Here is a 21915-nt window from a genome sequence, read left to right as displayed (position 1 = left end):
GCCGCGACCGGGCCCGCGCGTTCGCCGGCCGGCTCGCCGCCGCGCACCCCGTCGGCGCGGCGTGGCCCGGCTGGCTGCGCCCCGACACGGTCGTCTGCCGCTGCGAGGAGACCACCTACGGGGCGCTCCTGCGCGCGGCGGACGGCGAGGCCGCCGGCTCGGCCCGCGCCGTCAAGCTCGGCACCCGCGCCGGCCTCGGCCCCTGCCAGGCCCGCGTCTGCGGCCCCACGGTCGCCGGACTGCTCCGCGGCCGGGCGGACGGGGGAGACCCCCACCACCGGCCCGTCGCCCAGCCCATCCGGCTGGGCGAGTTGGCGAACCCTCCAGTCGAGGACCCCGAAGAGAAAGAGAGCGCCCGATGAGCGACAGCAAGCTCCAGAGCCTCGGCGGCGTCATCGTGGCGACGGCCCTGCCCTACCGCGAGGACGCCGCCGCCCCCGCCGGGCTCGCCGTCGACTACGACCGGTACGCCGAGCACTGCCGCTGGCTGGTCGGCAGCGGCTGCCGCGGCGTCGGCCCGAACGGCTCCCTCGGCGAGTACTCCTCGCTGACCGACGACGAGCGCCGCCGCGTCGCCCGCACCGCCGTCGAGGCGGTCGGCGGGGACGGCGTCGTGGTGGTCGGCGTGCACGGCCCCGGATCCCACCAGGCCCGGCACTGGGCGGAGGTCGCGGCCGAGGACGGCGCCGACGGCGTGCTGTGCCTGCCGCCGACGATGTACCGGGCCAACCGCGGCGAGATCATCGCGCACTTCGAGGCCGTCGCGTCGGTAGGCCTGCCGGTCATGGTCTACAACAACCCGATCGACACCAAGGTCGACCTCACCCCGGACCTGCTCGCCGAGATCGCCCAGATCGACGGCGTCGTCGCGGTCAAGGAGTTCTCCGGCGACGTGCGCCGCGTCCTGGAGATCCGGGAGAGGGCCCCCGGCCTGGAGGTCGTCGCGGGCGCCGACGACGTCACCCTCGAGGCGCTGCTGATGGGGGCGACCGGCTGGTTCGCGGGCTTCCCCAACGTCTTCCCCGCCGAGTCGGCGCTGCTGTACGAACTGGCCACCGCCGGGAAGCTGGAGGAGGCCCGCGCCCTGTACGAGCCGCTCGTCGCCGCGTTCCGCTGGGACTCGCGCACCGAGTTCGTCCAGGCGATCAAACTCGGCATGGAGCAGGTCGGCCGGTACGGCGGCCCCTGCCGCCCGCCGCGCGGCCCGCTCGTGCCCGAGCACCGCGCCGCCGTCACCGCCGACATGGACCGCGCGATCGAGGCGCTCGCGCGGCGTCGGGCGGCCTGATGCGCTCGGCCCGGTCGATCAGCGCGGTCGACTCGCACACCGAGGGGATGCCGACGCGCGTCGTCACCGGCGGCGTCGCGCCCATCCCCGGCGCCACGATGGCCGAGCGGCGCCGCCACGCCGTGGAGCACCTCGACGGGCTGCGCCGCTTCCTCGTGGACGAGCCGCGCGGCCACCCCGCGATGAGCGGCGCCCTGCTCCAGCCGCCCACCCGGCCGGACGCCGACTGGGGCGTGGTCTACATCGAGGTCAGCGGGTTCCTGCCCATGTGCGGGCACGGCACCATCGGCGTCGCGACCGTCCTGGTCGAGACCGGCATGGTGGAGGTGACCGAGCCGGAGACGATCGTGCGGCTGGACACCCCCGCCGGCCTCGTCGAGGCCCGCGTCGCGGTCCGCGACGGCGTCGCCGAGCACGTCACGCTCCGCAACGTCGCCTCGTTCGCGCTCCGCCAGGACGCCGTGGTGAGCGTGCCCGGGCTCGGGGACGTCCGCTACGACATGGCCTACGGCGGCAACTTCTACGCCATCACCGAGCTGGAACCGCTCGGCCTGCCGTTCGACCGGGCCCGCAAGGACGACATCCTCCGCGCCGGACTCGCGATCATGGAGGCGATCAACGAGGCCGACCGGCCCGTCCACCCGGGCGACCCGCTGATCGGAGGGTGCAAGCACGTCCAGTTCCTCGCGCCCGGGTCGGACGCCGGGCGCTCCCGCAACGCGATGGCGATCCACCCGGGCTGGTTCGACCGGTCGCCGTGCGGCACCGGCACGTCCGCCCGCATGGCGCAGCTGCACGCCCGCGGCGAGCTGCCGCTGCACAGCGAGTTCGTCAACGAGTCGTTCATCGGCACCCGCTTCACCGGGCGCCTGGTCGGCACCGCCGAGGCAGGCGGCCTGCCCGCGGTGATCCCCGAGTTCACCGGGCGGGCCTGGATCACCGGCACCGCCACCTACCTGCTCGACCCCGCCGATCCCTTCCCCGAGGGCTTCGTCCTCTAGGAGGGACCCGGCCGGCTCGCTCCCGAGCCCTTCACGGCGGCCCCTGACCGCCGCTCCACTTGAGACCACGGAGGAACCTTCATGACACCGGACCAGGCCGTGTCCGCGGCGGCCGCCGCCGCGCCAGGCTGGGCCGCGTCGCCGCCGGCCGAACGCGCCGCCCGCCTGACCGCGGTGGCGGACGCGCTGGAGGCCGCCCGCGAGGAGCTGGTCGCCCTCGCCGAGGAGGAGAGCCGCCTCGGCGAGGCGCGCCTGAACGGCGAGCTGGCCCGCACCACGTTCCAGCTCAGGCTGTTCGCCGAGCAGGTCCTGGAGGGCGCCTTCCACGACGCCCGCATCGACCGGCCGGACCCGGACTGGCCCACCGGCCCGCGCCCCGACCTGCGCCGCTGCCGGACGGCCGTCGGCCCGGTCCTGGTGTTCGCGGCGAGCAACTTCCCGTTCGCCTTCAGCGTCGCCGGCGGCGACACCGCCTCGGCCTGGGCGGCGGGCTGCCCCGTCGTCGTCAAGGCGCATCCCGGCCACCCCCGGCTGTCGCGCCGGACGGCGGAGGCGATCGGCGGCGCCGGGCTCCCGGACGGCGTGTTCGCCCTGATCGAGGGCGAGGACGCCGGAGTCGAGGCGCTGCGGCACCCCGGCACCGCCGCCGCCGCGTTCACCGGCTCCCAGCGGGGCGGCCTCGCGCTGGCGAGGATCGCGGCGGAGCGGCCCGTGCCGATCCCGTTCTACGGCGAGATGGGCAGCGTGAACCCGGCCGTGGTGACGCCCCGCGCGGCCGAGGCGCGCGCCGGGGAGATCGCCGAGGGGTACGCGGCGTCCCTGACGCTGGGGGCGGGCCAGTTCTGCACCAACCCCGGCCTGCTGTTCGCGCCCGCCGGGCTGCCGGACCGCATCGCGGCGCACCTCCGCGAGGCCGCCGCCGCGCCGATGCTCAACGAGCGCATCAGCTCCGGGTACCTGGCCGCGGCGGGCGCGCTGGGCGCCCGGCCCGGGGTGCGGCGGCTCGTCTGGCCGGACGAGCGGGACGCGCTGTCGCCGCGCCTGCTCACCATGGACCTCGCGGCGTTCAAGGCCGACATCGACGCCGCGGCGGAGGAGTGCTTCGGGCCCCTCGGCCTGGTCGTCACCTACGACGGCCTCGACGAGGTCGCGGACGCCGTGGCGGCCCTGCCGGGCCAGCTGACCGCGTCGCTGCACGCGGAACCGGAGGAGGCCGGCGGCCTCGCCGCGCTCGCCGCCGTGCTCGCGGGGCGCAGCGGCCGCGTCCTGTGGAACCAGTGGCCCACTGGCGTCTCCGTCACGCACGCGATGCAGCACGGCGGCCCGTACCCCGCCACGACGGCGCCCTCCACCACGTCGGTCGGCACGGCCGCGATCGAGCGGTTCCTGCGGCCCGTCGCCTACCAGGGCTGGCCGCAGGACCTGCTCCCGCCGCCGCTCCGCGACGACAACCCGTGGAAGGTCCCCCAGGCCGTCCGGTGACGGCAACCTCGGTCCGCCGCTCCGGCGGCGGACCGGGGACGTCCGGACGGGCCGGCGCCCGGCCGCCGGCGGTCAGCCGACCCAGACGGTCTTGGCGTTGCAGAAGGCGCGCAGGCCGTCCGCCGACAGCTCGCGCCCGTAGCCGGAGCGCTTCACCCCGCCGAACGGCAGCTCGGGGAAGGAGGTCGTCATCCCGTTGATGAAGACCTGCCCGGCGTCCAGCTCCCGCACGAACCGCTCGCGCTCGGCGTCGTCGCGGGTCCAGGCGTTCGAGCCGAGCCCGAAGCCCGTGGCGTTCGCGACCTCGACGGCCTCCGACACGCCGCGCACGCGCAGCAGCGACGCGACCGGCGCGAAGACCTCCTCGTGGTACATCCGCATCTCGGGCGTCACCCCGGAGACGACCGTCGGGGGGTAGTACCAGCCGGGCCCGTCCGGGCGCTCGCCGCCGCACAGCACCGTCGCGCCCTTGCCGACCGCGTCGGCGACGAGCTCCTCGACCTCGGCGCGGCCCTGCTCGTTGACGAGCGGGCCGATGTCGGTGGCCTCGTCCATCGGGTCCCCGACCCTCTTCGCGCGCATCCGCTCGACGAACAGCCGCTCGAACTCGTCGGCGCAGCCGGCGTCGACGATGAACCGCTTCGCCGAGATGCAGCTCTGCCCGTTGTTGAGGCAGCGGGACTCCGCCGCCGTCCGCGCCGCGGCCTCCAGGTCGGCGGACGGCATCACCACGAACGGGTCGCTGCCGCCGAGCTCCAGCACCGTCGGCTTGATCTCGTCCCCGGCGATCGCGGCGACGGACCGCCCGGCGGGCTCGCTGCCGGTCAGCGTCGCCGCCTTCACCCGCGGGTCGCGCAGCACCCGCTCGACCTTCGCCGAGCCGATCAGCAGCGCCTGGAACGCGCCCTCGGGGAACCCGGCGCGGCGGAACAGGTCCTCCAGGAACAGCGCCGTCTGGGGGACGTTGGAGGAGTGCTTCAGCAGCCCCACGTTCCCCGCCATCAGCCCCGGCGCCGCGAACCTGATCACCTGCCACAGCGGGAAGTTCCACGGCATGACCGCAAGCACGGGCCCGAGCGGCTCGTAGCGGACGTAGGCGTCCCGGGCGTTCACGTCCGCGGGGTCGGCGGGGCGCCGGTCGGCCATGAACTCCGCGGCGTGCTCGGCGTAGTAGCGGCACGCCTTCGCGCACTTCCGCGCCTCCGCGACGGCCGCCTTGAGCGTCTTGCCCATCTCGGTGGTCAGCATGGCGCCGATCTGGTCGGCCTCACCGTCGAGGATGTCGGCCGCGGCGTTCATCCACTCCGCCCGCCGCCCGATCGGCACCGTGCGGTAGGAGGCGAACGTCTCCGCCGCCCGCGCGACGCGCCGGTCGACCTCCTCGTCGGTCAGCGCGTCGAAGGTCTTCTCGACCTCGCCCGTCGCGGGGTTGGTCGTGGCGATCGTCGTCATGTCGGGATGCTCCCTGGGTGTCGGGCTCGTTCACCCGGGACGTGCCCGAGGGGCCCCGCAGGAAACGCCCGCCAGGACCGGCGGTCAGGCGGGGATCACGCACACCGGCGAGGGGAGCGGCAGGGGCGGTCCCTCAGGCACGGGGACGCCGTCCGACCCGATCCGGAAGGTCGCGACCGCGTCGCTCCGCTCGTTCGCCACGTGCATCCACTCGCCGTCCACGTGCAGGTCGCGCGGCCAGTGCCCGCCGGACGGGACGTCCGCGACCGGCTCCAGCGCCGCGCCGCCGTCCAGCACCCGGTGGGCCGTCACCACGTCCGTGCCGCGCATGGACGTGTAGACGTGGCGGCCGCCGTCGCCGAGCTTGATCGCCGCGCCCTGGGCGGAGCCGCCCGCCGGGCCCGCCGTCGCGGCCGACACCGCCGCGACCTCCAGACCCGCGTACCCGTCGGCCGGCCGCAGGACGAGGACGGCCGCGGCCAGCTCCGCCAGCACGTACACGTGCCCGCTCGGATGGACGGCCAGGTGCCGCGGCCCGCAGCCGGCCGGGAGGGCCGTCTCCCCGGCGAGCCGCAGGGCGCCGCCCTCGAACCGGAAGGACCGCACGAGGTCGGCCCCCAGGTCGGTCGTCAGGACGGTCCCGTCGGGAGCGCTGACGGCCATGTGGGCGTGCGGGCCCTCCTGGCGGTCGGCCCTCGGCCCGCCGCCGTGCCCCTCCGCCACGTCGGGTCCGCCGGCGAGGCCGCCGTCCGGTCCCAGCGGATACGCCCTGACCGTCCCGGACCCGTAGTCGGCGACGACGAGGCGCTCGCCGTCCGGAGTGACCGACAGGTGGCAGGGCAGTGCGCCGGCCTCGCGCGCGCCGAGCTCCTTCAGCCGCGCGCCGGCCACCCCGTAGGCCGCGACCCCGCCGCGGTCCTCCTCCCGAACGGCGTAGAGGACGTTCCCGGTGGAATGGGCGGCCAGGTACGACGGGCACACCGCCTCGGCTGCGAGCCCGTCCGCGCGCAGCACGCCGTCCACCCCTCGCACGACCCGGTAGATCCCGGCGCCGCCGCCGGCCGCGCCGGTGTACGTGCCCACCCAGAACGCCCGCTCGCCCACCCGGGACTCCCCTCGAAACGCGATCCGCCCGCCCTCCGGCGGCCGAGGGCGAGCCTAGTCCCGGCCGTGATCGGCGGCGCCGGGAGCCGTCTCCCCGGGCCCCGCGGCGAGGCGGGCGCGCAGCCGCGCGGCGGCGTCCAGGACCGCCTCCCATTCCGCGTCGGTGGCGTCCACCTGCCGGTGCGCGGTGAAGTAGGGGTTCAGCTCGACCTGCCGGTCCTCGGCGTGCCGCCGGACGACGTCGAGCATCCCCGGCACCGGGTCGTGCCCGCGCTCGCGGTCGATCCCGGCGGCCCACGGCAGCGGGTAGGCGGTGATCTCGCCGTCCGCGCGGACGGTGAGCAGGTGGACCTGCCACTCCAGGTCGGTCTCCGCCCCGGCCGGCAGGCCGTCGTAGGCCCACCGCACCGTGGACGGGGACCTTAGCGGCGGGCGGTGACAGAGCCCCAGGGGTTTTCCGGCGCGCTCAGGGGGAGGCGGGGCGCAGGAGCGCCTCCTGGGCGACGGAGGCCACGAGCGTGCCGTCCGCCGTGTGGAGCGTGCCGCGGGCGAGGCCGCGCGCGCCGTGGTTCGCGACGGGGTCCGCGGAGTACAGCAGCCACCGGTCGGCGCGCGGCGGCCGGTGGAACCACACCGCGTGGTCGAGCGTGACCGCGGTGGCGAGGCGCCGCGGGGAGCCCGGCGCGCGGGCGCTGCTGACCACGCCCATGTCCGACAGGTAGGCGACGAGGCAGGCGTGCAGCGAGGGGTCGTCGCCGACCGGCGCCGACACCCTGATCCAGAAGGGGTGCGGCATGGGGAACCCGCCGCCCGCGGGCGGGTTCACGACCCGGATGTCGAACCCGGCGGGGTGCCTGAGGAACGCGGGCAGCTCCGGCTCGGCGAGCTCCTCCGGGCCGGGCGCGCTCGGCGGCGGACCGGCCTGCCAGTCGAACCCGTCCTCCGGGTCGTGGAACGAGGCGATCAGCTCCAGGATCGGCTTGCCGCCCTGGCTCGCCGTGACGTGCCGGGTCGAGAACGAGCGGCCGTCGCGGGTGCGGGCCACCTCGAACACCAGGGGATCGTCCGGCAGGCCGGGGCGGATGAAGTAGGCGTGCAGGGAGTGCGGCGGCCGCCCGCCCGCCGTCAGGCACGCGGCGCGCAGGCTCTGCGCCGCGACCTGGCCGCCGAACAGCCGAGGCCGCCCGACGGGCGGGGACGCGGCCGTGAAGGAGTCCCCGCCGACCGGCGTCAGGTCGAACACGCGCGTGATCCCGTCGGGGACGTCGCTCATCCGGGCACCTCCTGCGACCTGCGGGCGACCCTACCCGCGGACCGGTCGGGCGCGGGCGGCCGGGGGCGGACCACTGCGGGGCCGGGGACGGCCCTGATACGGTCGCGCGCGGTCGACCTATGATCGCCGGTGGGGCCCGGCGGGGTGCCCGGGGGACGTTCGGCGCCCGCCCGCGGGGGTACGCCCTCGCCCCCACGAGGAGATGAGAGAGGCAATGGCAGATATCACCGAGTCGCCCGAATGGACCGCGCTGGCCGAGCACCACGCGGCGATCGCCGGGCGGCACCTGCGCGAGCTCTTCGCGGACGATCCGGGGCGCGCCGACCGGATGACCGTGACCGCGGGGGACCTGTTCCTGGACTACTCCAAGCACCGCGTCACCGGCGAGACCCTGACGCTGCTCGCGGCGCTCGCCGAGCGGGCCGGGCTGCGGGACCGGATCGAGGCGATGTTCCGCGGGGAGCACATCAACGTCAGCGAGGACCGCGCCGTCCTGCACACCGCGCTGCGGCTGCCTCCCGGCGAGGCCCTGACGGTGGACGGGCAGGACGTCGCGGGCGACGTGCACGCCGTCCTTGACAAGATGGCCGAATTCGCAGGCCGCGTCAGGTCGGGGGAGTGGACGGGCTCCACCGGCAAGCGCATCACGACCGTCGTCAACATCGGCATCGGCGGCTCCGACCTCGGCCCCGCCATGGCCTACGAGGCCCTGCACGACTTCGCGGACGCGGGCATCGCCTGCCGGTTCGTCTCCAACATCGACCCGGCCGACATCCTCGGCAAGCTCGCCGGCCTCGACCCCGAGCAGACGCTGTTCGTCGTCAGCTCCAAGACGTTCGGGACGCTGGAGACCCTCACCAACGCCAAGGTCGCGCGCCGGTGGCTCACCGAGCGGCTCGGCGACGACGCCGTCTCCCGCCACTTCGTCGCCGTGTCCACCAACGCCGAGCGGGTCGCCGAGTTCGGCATCGACACCGCCAACATGTTCGGCTTCTGGGACTGGGTGGGCGGGCGCTACTCCTTCGACGGCGCCATCGGCCTGTCGCTGATGATCGCCATCGGCGGCGAGGGGTTCCGCGAGATGCTCGCCGGGTTCCGGGAGGTCGACGAGCACTTCCGCACCGCGCCGTTCGAGGCCAACATGCCGGTGCTGATGGGGCTGCTCGGCGTCTGGTACACCGACTTCTTCGGCGCGCAGACCCGGGCCGTCCTGCCCTACAGCCAGCGCCTGTCGCGCTTCCCCGCCTACCTCCAGCAGCTCACGATGGAGTCCAACGGCAAGTCGGTGCGGGCCGACGGCGCGCCCGTCGTCGCGCAGACCGGCGCGATCTTCTGGGGCGAGCCCGGCACCAACGGCCAGCACGCCTTCTACCAGCTGCTGCACCAGGGCACCCGGCTCGTGCCCGCGGACTTCATCGGCTTCGCCGAGCCGTTCGAGGACCGCGAGGGCATGCACGACCTGCTCACCGCGAACATGCTCGCGCAGACCTCGGCCCTCGCGTTCGGCAGGACCGCCGAGGAGATCGCCGCCGACGGCACGCCCGCCGCGCTCGTCCCGCACAAGGTCATGCCGGGGAACCGGCCGAGCAGCACGCTCCTCGCGCCGAAGCTCACGCCGAAGACCCTCGGCTCGCTCGTCGCGCTCTACGAGCACATCGTGTTCGTCGAGGGGACGGTCTGGGGCATCGACTCCTTCGACCAGTGGGGCGTCGAGCTCGGCAAGGTGATGGCGATGGACCTCGCCCCCGCGCTCACCTCGCAGGAGCCGCTGTCCGAGGCGCCCGACCCGTCCACCGCCGCGCTCGTGCGCAGGTACCGGGAGCTGCGCGGCCGCAAGGCCTGACGGGCGCGGACGCGCACGACTCCACAGCGCGGATGCACAAGGGCCCGCCCGGTCGTCCGGCGGGCCCTTCTCTTCTCGGCCGTCTCCTCAGGCCCGCCGTCAGGCGCGGGCGCCGGGCAGGGGCCCGTCGACCCAGCCTTGGGACTCCAGGATGGCGCGGAACTCGCCATAGGAGATGAACCCGTCGAGGTTGCTGTCCGCCCTCTCGAACCTGTCCTGCGTCTCGGCCCGAGTCCAGGACAGTCCCAGCTCCTCCAGCACGAGCGTGAACTCCATCAGGTCGAGCTTCTCGTCGCCGCCGAGGTCCGCGCGCGTGAACACGGCAAGAAGGTCGTCCCCGGTCGGTCTCGTCGTCATCTCGCTCCTCGTTCCGGTCCGATGTAGCCCCGCATCATGTCATAGCGGGCAGGATCGGATATATGCGAAACGCCGCAGGAAGACCCCTGGTTCCCGGCTAGCCCTCGCCCGTCAACCCGGGGACGCGGTGGCGGTAGCGCTCCAGCAGCGCGGCGTTCACCTCGTCGCCGCCGGGGACGTTCGCGCTCGTCCAGCGCGGCAGGTCGGCGCCGCGCGCCGCCGCGAGGTCGTCGAGGTCGGCCAGCACCCGCGCCCACGCGTACGCGGCGAGGACGGTGGAGACCGCCGCGGTGCGCGGCGCGCCCGCCGGATGCAGGACGTCCCCGGGCGGGACGCACGTGTCGAGCACGATGGCCGCGTGGTCGGCGAGGGTCGTGTCGGTCCGCGCCGCCGCGCCCCGCGACGCCCGCGCCGAGGTCACCGCGACGACCGGCACGCCCCGCGCCGCGCACTCCTCCGCGACCTCCACCGGATAGGGGTTGCGGCCGCTGGTGGAGAACACCACCGCCACGTCGGGCGGGGCGGGCGCCGCCTTCTCGACCACGGCGCGCCCCACCCCGTCCCGCCGTTCGGCGCGGGTGCTGCGCAGCGCGTCGTCGAGCGGGAACACCGCGGGGTCCCAGATCGGGCGGACGGCGGCGAGCCCGCCGGCCCGGTAGAAGGTCTCGCACACCATCGCCAGGGAGTGCCCGGCGCCGGCGACGTGCACGATCCCGTCGGCCTCGATCGCGTCGAGCAGCAGCGCTGCGGCCTCGCCGGCCGCCGCTCCGGAGACCGCGTCGAGGTCGTCGAGCAGGGCGCGGACCCGTGCGGGGACCCCGGAGGACGCCGCGTCAGGCATTCGGTAGAGCCTCCTTCAGGATGCCGGCCAGGTCGTCCTCGCCGGACGCCGCGCGGAGGCGCTCGGCGAGTCCGCCGGACAGTGCGCGCGCCAGCGCGGACAGCGTGCCGACGTGCGCGTCGGGGCCGGGGGTGCAGAACGCCAGCAGCAGGTCGACCGGGTCGTTGTCAGGATGGCCGAACTCGACCGGGGACGCCAGCCGGGTGACGCCGACGCCGACGGCCAGGCCGCCCTCCTCGGGACGGGCGTGGACGAGCGCGAGCCCCTTGGTCAGCACGATGTAGGGGCCGTTCTCCTCCACCACGCGGACGCACGCCCTCGGGTAGCCCTCGCCCGCCGCGCCGGCGGCGACCAGCCCGGAGGCCGCCGCCCGGACGGCCTCCCGCCAGTCGCGGGCCGCCGCCCCGTCGGCCGCGGCGACGACCGGTCCCGGCGGCGGGGTCCCGGGCGCCGCCCCCTCGGGACGGGCCGTCACGGGAGCCAGCCCTGCTCGGTCAGGCGCTCCCGGAGCTGGGCCGCCAGGCCCTCCTTGTCCAGGAAGTCGCTGATGGTGATGACCACGGGCGCGAGGTCGGCGATCTCGCCGGTGTGCATGCCCTGGCCGATCACCACGTCGGGCGACATCCCGCGCGCCGTGGACACGTCGGTGTTCTCGACCCGCGCGTCCACGCCGAGCGAGCGCAGCGCGTCCTCGGCGGTCATCTTGAGCATCAGGCTGGAGCCCATGCCGACGCCGCAGACCGCGAGGATCTCCAGTTGCCGGTCCAGTGCCATGTCCGTCTTCTCTCCTCGTAGGGTCGGTCAGGCCCGCGCGGCGGCCGTCGGCCGCCGCGCGGCGCCCGTCATGCCTCGGCGGGGGCCGCGCTCTCGGGCGCCGCCTCCTCCTCCACCGCCGCCCGGCGCTTCTCGGCGCGGCCGAGGAGCAGCAGGGTGGCGACCAGCGCGGCGATCGCGACGGCGGGGACGAGCCAGATCGAGTTTCCGCCGACGACCGGGTCCGCGGCCTTCAGCAGCCAGGCGATCGCGTACCAGTCGGGGTCGGCGAGCGTCGCCAGCTCGGGCGCGGTCTTCTCGTACAGGCCCCACGTGACCGCCTGCCCGACGGCGAGGACCAGCCCGGTGACGACGCCGCCGAGGACGGCGCCGCGCCAGCCCGCCACCACGTTGCCGAACAGCGCCGCCGCGCCGCCCACGAAGAACAGCATGATCATGGGCGGGGCGAGGGTGAACCAGCCGGCGCCGGCGAACACGCCGAGGCAGACCAGGAACACCACGGTCGACGAGACGAATCCGACCATGACGGCGGTCGGCGCGACGGGGAACACGGTGGGCGCGTCCAGCGCCGGGCGCGTGCCCGGGATGACGCGGTCGCTGAACCCCTTGAACGCCGGGACGATCTCGCCGAGGAACATCCGCACGCCGAACAGCAGGATCGCGATGCCGCCCGCGAACCGCAGGCCCACCAGGATGGCCCACACCCACGGCGACAGCTTGTCGTCCATCTCGGCCGCGGCCTTGGCCACCACGCCGTCGTCGGCGAACGCGACCCCGATCAGCATGATCACGGTGATGATCAGCGCGGTGCTGACGTTGACGTCCTTGAAGAACGACAGCTGGCGCGGCAGCTTCAGCTTCTCGGTGTCGTGCTTCTCGCGGCTGCCGAGCGGGCGGGCCGCGTAGCCGGTGACCAGGCAGGCGAGCGAGCTGGTGTGCGCGAACCCGAACCGGTCGTCCGGCATGACGCGGCGCATCAGCGGGCGCATCCACAGCGGCTGGAGCGTCCAGTACGCGGCGACGAAACCGGCCCCGCAGAGCACGAGGGTGAGCTGGTCGGCGCCGGGCGCGATCGTCACCAGCGAGGCGACCGTCACCGTGCTGATCCAGAACATCAGGTGGCCGGTGAGGTACAGGTACCGGGCCGCCGGGAAGAGCCGCACCACCAGCACGTGCGCCAGGAACGCGACCGTGATCACCAGCGCGATCGTCCCGCCCTGGTCGGCGAGGAAGTCGGCGAGGGTGTTGTCGGCCTTCGGCGGCGTGGTCCCCATCGCGCTGGCGAGCACGGTCTGGAAGCTCGTCAGCCCGCCGGTGAAGACCTCCACGCCGATGAACAGGATGACCACGCCGATCGTGGCGCGCAGTGCCCCGGCGAAGACGTCCTCGAACCGCTTGCGCTGCAGGAGCAGCCCCAGCAGCGTGATGAGCCCGATGAGGATGGGCACCTGGCCGAACACGTTGTCGGCCAGGAAGGTGAGGATGTCCTTGATGACGTCCATGGTGAACTCGCCTCACATCTCGGGGGATGGGTGGTGCGCTGTCGCCCCCGTCAGCGCGGACGGACGATCGTGCGCCCGGGACGCGGCGCCCGGGCGTGCGGTCAGTGGTTCGGTGGTCGCAGGTCCAGTTCGAGCCGGTACCGGTCGCCGCGGTAGACGGACCGGACGTACTCCAGCGGCCGGCCGTCCGCGTCCCTGGTGATCCGCTCGAACAGGAACGCCGGCGTGTGCACCGGGACGCCGAGCTCGGCGGCCTCCTCGGCGGTGGTGACGGTCGGCTCGATGGTCTCGGTGCCCGAGGCGATCACGATGCCGCCGCCCCGGAGCAGGTCGTAGAACGACCGCCCCTCCAGGTCGTGCCGCCGCAGGCCCGGCATCAGCGCCCGCGGCAGGTAGAGGGTCTCGATGGCCATGGTGGCCTCGTCGGCCAGCCGCAGGCGCCGAATGGTAAATACCTCTTCGTCGGGCGACAGGGCCAGCCGGCGGCCGATCCGCGCCCCCGCGGCCTCGGTGCGGAACGACAGCACCCGCCCGCCCGGCCTCATCCCGCGCCTGATCATGTCCTCGGTGAACGACGTCATGGTCAGCGACACGGCGATCCGGGGTTCGGCCACGTAGGTCCCGCTCCCGTGCCGCCGCTCGAGCAGTCCGTCGGTGACGAGCCCGTCGACGGCCTGGCGCAATGTCGGCCGCGAGACGCCGAGCTCCTCGGCCAGGCGGCGCTCGGACGGCAGCGCGTCCCCGACGTCCAGGCCGTCCAGCATCGCGAGCAGCTCGCGCCGGACCGCCTGCCGTTTCGTGCTCCCGGTCCGGGCTTCACCGGCGGATGGCATGCGTATCACCTCCTTACCGCCTGTTCCTGTCGTCGCACACGGTATGTCCCATTATGGCGACTGGTCAATACCACTTTGTCGATGTTTGCCGTGGTCATGGGCGGACGGCCCGAACTACCGTCGCGGAAGATCGTCAAGACGGTGCCGTTCCGGCGGCGGTCCGGAGGACGGCGACGCCGCGCCCGGCGCGGCGAGGAAGGCGGCCAGATGAGGAAGTTCGTGCGCGGCGCACTGGCGCTCGCCCTGCCCGCGCTCATGCCGGCGGCGCTCTGCGCGGCGCCGGCCCGGGCCGACGAGGGCAGGCCGGGGGCGCGGGACGGCTGGAGGCTGGTCGCCTCCGAGCCGTTCGACCGGCGCATCGACGATGCGAAGACGCCCTGGAGGCCGGACGGCGACGGTCCGTCCAGTCCCTACAACGTCGACATGTACGACAACGACGGCGCCTACTTCGACACGGTGGGCGGTCCGGCGTTCCGCGAGCAGCTCGCGAAGATGAAGACCTACCGCAAGTCGTTCGCGTTCGGGAAGCGCGGCTGGCTCGCCGCCGAGCTGGCCGCCCGGGACGCCGACGGAGACGGCCGGCCGGACGCGCCGCCCACGCTCACGTCCCGCAAGGGCATGGCGTTGCTGAAGGAGCCGAGCCACCAGGCGGGCGTCGTCATCCGCTCGACCCGCGACCTGCCCGCCGAGTACCGGGTGGAGATGACCCTGCGCGGCCTCGACTTCGGCGGTCGGCGCGACGGGTCGTGGGACTATCCGGACGGCCGGATCAACGGCTACTCGCCCGAGGGCTGCAAGACCAACTTCCCCTGGGCGTCGGGCGGCGACTACACCAGGCCCGAGTGCGCGTGGGCCGACGTCCGGACCGACTCCAACGGCTTCTACTACATGTCGATCATGGACTACCGGCAGGTCGCGCCGCACAACAACGTGTTCGTCCACGGCCACCGCAAGGTCGCCATGGACGGCTACAACCGGTACAAGTACACCGGCAAGGGCCTGCTGTACTGCAACCCCGCGACCGGGCAGTACGAGCCGTACTCCGCCGGAACCGGCAACGGCGTCAACGCGATCTTCATGACCGACGACCGCCGCTACCCAACGATGCCGGGCACCGAGTACCTGATGGAGAGCGAGTGCGGGCTGCGCAAGGGCGGCGCCATCGTCTCGACCGTCGACCTCAGGCCCGAACTCCTGCCGAAGGAGCCGTACACCTTCGCGGTGGAGCGGCGCGGCGGCGCCTACACCATGGAGATGTCCGGGGTCTTCGCGCACGTCGGCCGGGCGACCTTCCGCTACACGCGCGCGTTCGTCCAGGACGGCGAGCCGATCTGGCACTACAACCAGAAGCCGGGCGAGTACGACGGCCGGTTCAACGCCGACTGGACCTGGACGGGCCCGGGCGGCACCCTCGTCGACCGCGACACCTGGCCGGCCGGGTCCGCCTACCCCGACCGGTTCATGATCGGTGACCCGCACATGAACTTCTACGAGGGATCGGCGCAGGTGGACGACATCCGACTGTACGTACCGAAGTAGGAGCCCGATGTCGGTGGCGCGGTCTAGGGTCCGTGGGAACGTGCCAAGCCTCGTCCTTGGGGGCCTCGTGACTCAGCAGACCGCGCCCGGCCGGGCGCCCGTGCCGTCCCTCGCCGAGCCCTGCGCCGGGCGGGAGGCGGCGGGCGCCCGGCCGCCCGCCGGGCGGGGCCCGGCGCCCGCGCTGGACGTCTTCCTGACCGGCCAGGTCTTCATGGACATGATCTTCACGGGGCTGCCCGGGCTGCCGCCGCCCGGCACCGAGATCGTCACCGACGGCCTCGGCTCCGCGCCGGGCGGCGTCGCCAACATCGCCGTCGCGATGAGCCGGCTCGGCCTGCGGGTCGGGCTGGCGGCCCCGTTCGGCGACGACATGTTCGGCTCCTACCTGTGGCGGACGCTCGCCGAGCAGGAGGGCGTCGACCTCGGGCCGTCGCGGCGGGTGCCGGGCTGGTCGACGCCGGTCACTGTGTCGATGGCCTACGACTCCGACCGCAGCATGGTGACGTTCGAGCGCCCCGTCCCGGCCGCGCAGGCGGGCCCGGACGGTCCCGGCGCGCCGCCGCCGGCCGCGCGGGCGTGCGTCGTGGACGTCGACCGCCCGCTCCCGTCGTGGACGGCCGGGATGCGCGAGCGCGGCACGCTGGTGTTCGGCGACCTCGGCTGGGACCAGACGGGCGCCTGGCCGGCCGAGGTCCTCGACCGCCTCGCGCACGTGGACGCCTTCCTGCCGAACGCCGCCGAGGCGATGTCCTACACCCGCACCCGCTCGCCGGCCGAGGCCGCCGAGGCGCTCGCCGAGCGGGTGCCGCTCGTCGTGGTCAAGTGCGGCGGCGACGGCGCGATCGCCATCGACTCGGCGGCGGGGGAGCGGGCCGAGACGCGCGCGCTGCCGGTGCGGGCGCTCGACCCGACCGGCGCGGGCGACGTGTTCGCCGCGGGCTTCGTGTTCGCGACCCTCGCCGGGCTCGCGCTGCCCGAGCGGCTGCGGTTCGCCAACCTGTGCGCGGGGCTGTCGGTCCGGCACCGCAGCGGCTCCCTCGGCTCGCCCTGCTGGGGCGAGATCGCCGCCTTCGGCGAGTCGGGCGAGGTGCCCGAGTCGGTCCTCGCCGACTACGCGTTCGTGATCCCGTTCATCCCCGAGGCCGCCGACGACACCGTCGTCCGCGCCGAGCCGACGCTGCGCCGGGAGGGGTGAGCCGGCGGGTCAGCCGGCCGCCGCCCCGGCGCGGTACTCCTGCGGGCTGACGCCGTGCTCGCGCTTGAACGCCGTGCTCAGCGCGAACGCGGTGCCGTAGCCGACCCGGCGGGCCACCGCCTCCAGCGTCGCGTCCGTCTCGCGCAGGAGGTCGGCGGCCTGCGCGAGGCGGACGCCGGTGAGGTAGGCCATGGGCGGCTCGCCGACCAGCTTCGCGAACCGCTGCGCGAGCGCCGCGCGGGACGCCCCGACCCCGGCCGCGAGGTCCGCGACCGTCCACGGGTGCGCCAGGTCGTCGTGCAGGAGCCGGAGCGCGGGGCCGACGACCGGGTCGCCGTGGGCCCGGTACCAGCCGGGCGCGGCCGAGTCCGGGCGGGAGAACCAGGCGCGCAGCGTCGCGATGAGCAGCAGGTCGAGGAGCCGGTCGAGGACGACGTCCTGGCCGGGCTCGTCCTTGCCGATCTCCTCCTGCAGCACGGCGACGAGCGGCGACTTCCAGGTGTCGCCGCGGACGACCGCCACCGGGGGCAGCGCGGCCAGCAGCCGCTGGGTGACGGCGCCGCGCATCTGGTAGGTGCCGATCAGCATGACCGCCGAGCCGCCGGGGTCGTTGCCCCAGGCGCGGACGCCGAGGTCCATCGCCTCCGAGAGGCTCGTCCCGTCCGGGGTGGTGCAGCGCTGCCCGGGATGGATGACGACCTGCGGCGCGGTCGCGGGGTCGTCGCTGACGGTGTAGGGGTCCGGGCCGCGGAAGACGGCCATGTCGCCGGGGCCGACGCGCTGCGGTTCGCCCTCGTCGGGTATCAGCCACGCCTCGTCCCTGACCATGGAGAGAAGGGTCAGGGGCGCTTCGTCCTGGATCCGGAGCGACCAGGGCCGGGCGAGGGTGGAGCGCAGCATGAACGCTCCCCGCGCGCGCGGACCGTCGAGGAGTTCGGCCAGGGCGTCCATGGGGGCCAGCGTAGACGCTCGCGTATGGGGGCGAGCGTCTCGACGATGGTGGCCGGAACCGCCCGGCAGTTGACTCGAAGGCATGACGAACAGCGCAGCGGACATCATCGAAAGCGGCCTCACCCTCGTCCTCGGCGGGACCGGCAAGACCGGCCGCCGCGTCGTCGAGCGGCTGGAGGCGCGGGACGTCCCGGTCCGGATGGGCTCGCGGTCGGCCTCGCCGCCCTTCGACTGGGAGGACGAGTCGACCTGGGCGCCCGTCCTGCGGAACGTCGAGAACGTCTACCTCTCCTACTACCCCGACCTGGCCGTGCCCGGCGCCCCCGACGCCATCCGCGCGTTCACCGCCGCGGCGGCGGACGCGGGCGTGCGGCGCGTGGTCCTGCTGTCGGGGCGTGGCGAGCCCGAGGCGCGGGAGTGCGAGCGGATCGTGGCGGCGTCGGGCCTGCGGTGGACGGTCGTGCGGTCGAGCTGGTTCGCGCAGAACTTCAGCGAGGACTACCTGCTCGACCCCGTGCGGGCGGGCGAGGTGGTCCTCCCGGCGGGCGACGTGCCCGAGCCGTTCGTGGACGCCGACGACATCGCGGACGTGGCCGTCGAGGCGCTCACCCGGGACGGGCACGCCGGCGAGGTCTACGAGGTGACCGGCCCGCGGGCGCTCACGTTCGCCGAGGCGGTCGCCGAGATCGGCCGCGCCGCCGGGCGCGGGATCGCCTTCGTCCCCGTCGGCGCGGACGACCACGCGGCGGCCCTCCGGGAGCACGGCGTGCCCGAGGACGTCATCGCCCTCCTGACCTACCTGTTCACCACCGTGCTGGACGGCCGCAACGCCCGGCCCGCCGACGGCGTCGAGCGGGCCCTCGGCCGCAAGCCGCGGGACTTCTCCGAGTACGCGCGCGACGCCGCCGCCAGCGGCATCTGGAACCACTGACCCGAGGACCTGACCATCATGAAATCGTCTCTCGCGGGCGTCTCCGCGACCCTTTCCATCATCATGGCGGCCGGGATGGCCGGAACGTTCTTCGGCTTCTCCACCGGGGTGATGCCCGGTCTGAACGCGGCCCGCCCCGCGTCGGCCGTCGACGCCATGCAGGGCATCAACCAGCGGATCCAGAACCCGGTCTTCGTGGCGATGTTCCTCCTGGTGCCCGTCCTGGCGGCGGCGGCGGGAGTGCTGCTGCTCACCATGGACCAGAAGTCGGCGGCCCTGCTCTTCTTCGCCGCGGCCGGACTGTACTTCGTGGGCGCGCTCCTTCCGAGCTTCGCGGTGAACATCCCGATGAACAACGACCTGGACGGCGTCACGATCCCGAAGGACGCGTCCGGGGCGGCGAGGATCTGGTCGGACTACTCCGGCCGCTGGACGGCGTGGAACACCGTCCGGGCCGTGTTCAGCTGGGCGAGCCTCCTCGCGATGAGCCTGGCCGTCTACGTCTGGGGCAAGGACGGCTGACCCGGGCCGGCGGCGCCGAGGGCCCGTGCTCCCTTCCCGGAGCACGGGCCCCGAGCCGCGCTCACGGGAGCAGCACGCCCCAGTGGACGCCCCACGGGACGAAGACCGCGCCGGCGGCCAGCAGCAGCCCGAGCCGCACGCGCTCGCCGCGGGGGACGGCCGCCCCCGTCCGGCGCCACGCCAGCGTCGTTCCGGCCGCCGCCACGACCGTCGCCGCGGCGAGCCCCTGGAGGACCAGCCACGGCAGCGGCCTGCCGCCGAGGACGGGACCGGGGCTCGGATCGCTGCCCGCGACGAGGGACAGGAGGTAGACGACCGGGCCGAAGGCGGCGACGAGTCCGGCCCCGGCGAGCAGCCGGGCCCAGCGGCTCACCGGCCGCACCCTCCGCCCGCGCAGCCTGCGCACGAGCGCGGCCAGCGGGTAGGCGAGGAATCCCACGAGGAAGAGCACGGCCGCCGCCAGGTGCACCCACCGCGACTCCCACCACGCCAGCGGGGGCACCTCGGTGCTGGCGTGCGCCTGGTGGGGCGGGGTCGCCGCCCCACCAGGCGGCGTCGCCGTGTCGGCCGCGGGGGGCTTGCCGCTCGTGACGTCGCGCACCCAGGCGCCGACGAGGTCGGCGTAGCCGGGTGCGAGTTCGGGGCCGCGGGTGATCCCGCCGTCCGGGGTCAGGTGCGCGGCGTGGTCGGCTCCGGCGAAGAACCGGAAGGTGCAGTGGTCGTTGCCGCCCCGCCTCAGGGCCTTCGCGAACAGCGGCGGATTGTCCTCGGGCGGGGTCTGCAGGTCGTGCTCGCCCCAGACGCCGAGCAGGGGCTGCCGCACGCGCGCCAGCACGGCCGGCGCGTCGAAGTAGGCCTCGGCGAACACGCCGGCGTCGCCGGCGAGCCGGGCCAGGGCCGGCTTGCCGCGGTCGATCAGCGACCCCGAGACGCCGACCCTGCGCAGGTCGGAGACCTCGTTCCAGGTCTGCTGGCGGATCGGCGTCATGGCGTTGCCGCCGACGACGATCACGAAGGCCGCCTCGGCCGAGCGGGACGCGGCGAGCGGCGCGACCCAGCCGCCCTCGCTGAGCCCCCACAGGCCGACCTTCCTGGGGTCGACGCCGGGGCGGGCGCGCAGGGCCCGCAGCCCGCCGAGCGCGTCCTCGGCGAGCTCGGAGTAGTCGCGGCGCAGTGCGGTGTACCCCGCCGACCTCTTGTCGTAGATCAGCACGGCGAGGCCGCGCCGCGCGAACTCCGTCGCCTCGGTGAGCAGGTGCTCGCGCGGCACCCCGGCGCCGGACCCGGTGACGAGCACGACGCCGGGACGGGGCGGCCCCTTCACCGCCGGGGCGAGGACCGTGCCGTACAGGGTCAGCCCGCCCGCGCCCGTGAAGGCCACGTCCGTCGAGGTCAGGCCGGGCGGTGCGGGGATCCGGCCCGGGCCGCCGCCGGCGCCGGCCCGGGCGGGCGCGGCCCAGAAGGCGCCGAGCAGCAGCGCCAGGAGGAGGGTCATCGCGGTTCTCATGGCGGCGACCCTAGAACTACAGAGAAACCTCTGCAAAGACTTCTCTGCAAATATACGTCTGCGGTACTAGGCTTCTCCCCATGAAGGACGAGGAGGAGCCCGTCGTCCTGGACGACCCGGGGCGCATGAAGGCGCTGAGCCACCCGCTGCGGCGCCGGATCCTGCACCGGCTGCAGGTGCACGGCCCCGCGACGTCCACGACGATCGGCGAGGCGCTCGGCGCCAACACCGGCACGACCAGCTACCACCTGCGCCAGTTGGAGAAGCACGGGTTCATCGAGGAGATCCCGGAGCGTTCGGGCGGCCGGGAGCGCTGGTGGCGCCGGACCGAGGGGCTCCGCGACATCCGCGCGCCCCACCCCGGCTCCCTCCCGCCCGAGGACAGGCCGGTCCTGGCCGAGTTGATGCGGGTCGGCCACGCCGAGGACATGGAGCTGTTCGCCGGGCTCCCCGCCGCCTACGAGCGGGACCAGGCCTGGGCGCGGATGTCGCGGGGTTTCGCCCACATGACCGAGGAGGGCCTGGCCGAGTTCTTCGAGGCCTATATCCGCCTGCTGCACGAGCACGCGCACAGCCGGGAGGACGCGCCGCCGGGCGCCCGCCCCGTCCACATCCGCCTGTTCACCCTCCCCGCCGACGGCGACTGAGGCGCGGCGGGGCTTACGATCGCTGAATGGGCGGCGTCTACGCGATCAGCGACCTGCACGTGGGGTTCCCGGAGAACCGCGCGTTCGTCGAGGGGCTGCGGCCCGCGTCCGAGGACGACTGGCTGATCGTGGCGGGCGACGTCGGCGAGCGCTTCGCCGACGTCGAGTGGACGCTCCGCACCCTCGCCGGACGCTTCGCCACCGTGCTCTGGGTCCCCGGCAACCACGAGCTGTGGACCGTCAAGGGCGATCCCGTGCAGCTGCGCGGCGAGGCCCGCTACCGCCGGCTCGTCGACATGTGCCGCGGCCTCGGCGTGCTGACCCCCGAGGACCCCTACCCCGTCTGGGACGGACCTGACGGCGCCGTCACGGTCGCGCCGCTGTTCATCCTGTACGACTACACGTTCCGACCGGACGGGACGTCCACCAAGGAGGAGGCCCTCAAGGTCGCGCACGAGGCGGGCGTCGTGTGCACCGACGAGGTCTACCTGCACCCCGATCCGCATCCCGGCCGGGACGCCTGGTGCGACGCCAGGATCGACTACACCGAGCGGCGCCTGTCCGCCCTGGAGCCGGGGACGAGGACCGTCCTGGTCAACCACTGGCCGCTCGTCCGCGAACCCACCCGCGTCCTGTGGTACCCCGAGTTCGCCCAGTGGTGCGGCACCGAGCGGACCGCGGACTGGCACAGCCGGTTCGGGGCGGTCTCCGTCGTGTACGGGCACCTGCACATCCCCCGGACGATCTGGACCGACGGCGTCCCGCACATCGAGGTGTCGGTCGGCTATCCGCGCGAGTGGCGGCGGCGGGCCGACGCCCCGCGCGGTCCCCGCCGCGTCCTGCCCGACCCGGAGACGTCCTGACCGCCGCGAT

23 protein-coding genes are annotated in these 21915 nt (G+C 74.6%); 11 read left to right on the top strand and 12 right to left on the bottom strand.

The features are described 5' to 3' along the window. From ABWI07_RS41205 to ABWI07_RS41190, 4 genes are all read left to right on the top strand, one after another. Positions 1-362 (top strand): (2Fe-2S)-binding protein (locus ABWI07_RS41205; RefSeq protein WP_353821869.1); only part of this gene is annotated, 362 nt, incomplete at its 5' end. Further along, the gene (locus ABWI07_RS41200) at positions 359-1288 is read left to right on the top strand and encodes a dihydrodipicolinate synthase family protein (RefSeq protein ID WP_353821868.1); all 930 of its coding nucleotides are present in this window, start codon (positions 359-361) and stop codon (positions 1286-1288) included. The genes ABWI07_RS41205 and ABWI07_RS41200, both read left to right, overlap by 4 nt. Next, a complete protein-coding gene (locus ABWI07_RS41195) occupies positions 1288-2289 on the top strand; it encodes a proline racemase family protein (protein WP_353821867.1) in 1002 nt (333 codons plus the stop codon). Before ABWI07_RS41200 ends, ABWI07_RS41195 begins: the two co-directional genes overlap by 1 nt. Before the next feature lie 81 nt (positions 2290-2370). Beyond that, on the top strand, positions 2371-3771 hold the full coding sequence (locus ABWI07_RS41190; RefSeq protein WP_353821866.1) for an aldehyde dehydrogenase (NADP(+)): 1401 nt from the start codon (positions 2371-2373) through the stop codon (positions 3769-3771). Positions 3772-3843: 72 nt separating this feature from the next. Here the strand turns inward: ABWI07_RS41190 and ABWI07_RS41185 are convergent, their stop codons facing one another. From ABWI07_RS41185 to ABWI07_RS41170, 4 genes are all read right to left on the bottom strand, one after another. Continuing rightward, positions 3844-5223, bottom strand: a complete 1380-nt coding sequence (locus ABWI07_RS41185) for an NADP-dependent succinic semialdehyde dehydrogenase (RefSeq protein ID WP_353821865.1) — start codon at positions 5221-5223, stop codon at positions 3844-3846. An 84-nt stretch (positions 5224-5307) separates the two neighbouring features. After that, on the bottom strand, positions 5308-6327 hold the full coding sequence (locus tag ABWI07_RS41180) for a lactonase family protein (protein ID WP_353821864.1): 1020 nt from the start codon (positions 6325-6327) through the stop codon (positions 5308-5310). Positions 6328-6381: 54 nt separating this feature from the next. Continuing rightward, positions 6382-6735, bottom strand: a complete 354-nt coding sequence (locus ABWI07_RS41175) for a hypothetical protein (RefSeq protein WP_149258567.1) — start codon at positions 6733-6735, stop codon at positions 6382-6384. Positions 6736-6793: 58 nt separating this feature from the next. Further along, positions 6794-7600 (bottom strand): acyl-CoA thioesterase, encoded by an 807-nt coding sequence (locus tag ABWI07_RS41170; RefSeq protein ID WP_353821863.1) that lies wholly within the window; start codon positions 7598-7600, stop codon positions 6794-6796. Positions 7601-7814: 214 nt separating this feature from the next. Between ABWI07_RS41170 and pgi the strand changes: the two genes are divergently transcribed. Further along, positions 7815-9443, top strand: a complete 1629-nt coding sequence (gene pgi, locus ABWI07_RS41165) for a glucose-6-phosphate isomerase (RefSeq protein ID WP_353821862.1) — start codon at positions 7815-7817, stop codon at positions 9441-9443. Between the two features lie 99 nt (positions 9444-9542). On the opposite strand, the gene ABWI07_RS41160 is transcribed toward pgi, so the two are convergent. The 6 genes from ABWI07_RS41160 to ABWI07_RS41135 form a co-directional block, all read right to left on the bottom strand. After that, positions 9543-9800 (bottom strand): EF-hand domain-containing protein, encoded by a 258-nt coding sequence (locus tag ABWI07_RS41160; protein WP_149258564.1) that lies wholly within the window; start codon positions 9798-9800, stop codon positions 9543-9545. Positions 9801-9897: 97 nt separating this feature from the next. Next, positions 9898-10641 (bottom strand): sugar isomerase domain-containing protein, encoded by a 744-nt coding sequence (locus ABWI07_RS41155; protein WP_353821861.1) that lies wholly within the window; start codon positions 10639-10641, stop codon positions 9898-9900. Then, positions 10634-11116 (bottom strand): PTS sugar transporter subunit IIA, encoded by a 483-nt coding sequence (locus ABWI07_RS41150; RefSeq protein ID WP_353821860.1) that lies wholly within the window; start codon positions 11114-11116, stop codon positions 10634-10636. Before ABWI07_RS41150 ends, ABWI07_RS41155 begins: the two co-directional genes overlap by 8 nt. Next, positions 11113-11415, bottom strand: coding sequence for a PTS sugar transporter subunit IIB (locus tag ABWI07_RS41145; RefSeq protein WP_149258561.1), 303 nt, complete (start codon positions 11413-11415; stop codon positions 11113-11115). The genes ABWI07_RS41150 and ABWI07_RS41145 overlap by 4 nt, the downstream gene beginning before the upstream one ends. 68 nt (positions 11416-11483) lie before the next feature. Beyond that, positions 11484-12917 carry a PTS ascorbate transporter subunit IIC gene (gene ulaA, locus ABWI07_RS41140; RefSeq protein ID WP_353821859.1) on the bottom strand — a complete coding sequence of 478 codons (1434 nt, stop codon included), beginning with the start codon at positions 12915-12917 and terminating at the stop codon, positions 11484-11486. 101 nt (positions 12918-13018) lie between these two features. Continuing rightward, a complete protein-coding gene (locus tag ABWI07_RS41135; RefSeq protein WP_353821858.1) occupies positions 13019-13750 on the bottom strand; it encodes a GntR family transcriptional regulator in 732 nt (243 codons plus the stop codon). A 207-nt stretch (positions 13751-13957) separates the two neighbouring features. Here ABWI07_RS41135 and ABWI07_RS41130 point away from each other — a divergent pair, with 207 nt between their 5' ends. Together ABWI07_RS41130 and ABWI07_RS41125 are read left to right on the top strand one after the other, a co-directional pair. Then, positions 13958-15289 (top strand): hypothetical protein, encoded by a 1332-nt coding sequence (locus tag ABWI07_RS41130; protein ID WP_353821857.1) that lies wholly within the window; start codon positions 13958-13960, stop codon positions 15287-15289. Between the two features lie 67 nt (positions 15290-15356). Next, positions 15357-16484 (top strand): PfkB family carbohydrate kinase, encoded by a 1128-nt coding sequence (locus tag ABWI07_RS41125; protein ID WP_353821856.1) that lies wholly within the window; start codon positions 15357-15359, stop codon positions 16482-16484. A 9-nt stretch (positions 16485-16493) separates the two neighbouring features. Here ABWI07_RS41125 and ABWI07_RS41120 read toward each other — a convergent pair whose 3' ends face one another. Next, positions 16494-17435: an AraC family transcriptional regulator gene (locus ABWI07_RS41120; RefSeq protein WP_149258556.1), complete on the bottom strand. Its 942-nt coding sequence runs from the start codon at positions 17433-17435 to the stop codon at positions 16494-16496. 82 nt (positions 17436-17517) lie between these two features. Here ABWI07_RS41120 and ABWI07_RS41115 point away from each other — a divergent pair, with 82 nt between their 5' ends. Together ABWI07_RS41115 and ABWI07_RS41110 are read left to right on the top strand one after the other, a co-directional pair. Continuing rightward, entirely contained in the window at positions 17518-18366 is an 849-nt protein-coding gene (locus ABWI07_RS41115) for an NAD(P)H-binding protein (protein WP_149258555.1), read from the top strand. Positions 18367-18384: 18 nt separating this feature from the next. Then, on the top strand, positions 18385-18888 hold the full coding sequence (locus ABWI07_RS41110; RefSeq protein ID WP_149258554.1) for an anthrone oxygenase family protein: 504 nt from the start codon (positions 18385-18387) through the stop codon (positions 18886-18888). A gap of 61 nt (positions 18889-18949) precedes the next feature. Here ABWI07_RS41110 and ABWI07_RS41105 read toward each other — a convergent pair whose 3' ends face one another. Beyond that, positions 18950-20395, bottom strand: coding sequence for an alpha/beta hydrolase family protein (locus ABWI07_RS41105; RefSeq protein ID WP_353821855.1), 1446 nt, complete (start codon positions 20393-20395; stop codon positions 18950-18952). Positions 20396-20475: 80 nt separating this feature from the next. Here ABWI07_RS41105 and ABWI07_RS41100 point away from each other — a divergent pair, with 80 nt between their 5' ends. After that, a complete protein-coding gene (locus tag ABWI07_RS41100; RefSeq protein ID WP_200841779.1) occupies positions 20476-21042 on the top strand; it encodes an ArsR/SmtB family transcription factor in 567 nt (188 codons plus the stop codon). 26 nt (positions 21043-21068) lie between these two features. Then, positions 21069-21905: a metallophosphoesterase family protein gene (locus tag ABWI07_RS41095; protein ID WP_149258553.1), complete on the top strand. Its 837-nt coding sequence runs from the start codon at positions 21069-21071 to the stop codon at positions 21903-21905. Positions 21906-21915 lie beyond the last annotated feature (10 nt).

The sequence above is a fragment of the Actinomadura sp. NPDC000600 genome (genome assembly GCF_040492135.1).
GTDB lineage: Bacteria > Actinomycetota > Actinomycetes > Streptosporangiales > Streptosporangiaceae > Spirillospora.
The sequence above is the reverse complement of the archived record's forward strand: the minus strand, read 5'-3'. Positions and strand labels throughout refer to the sequence as shown.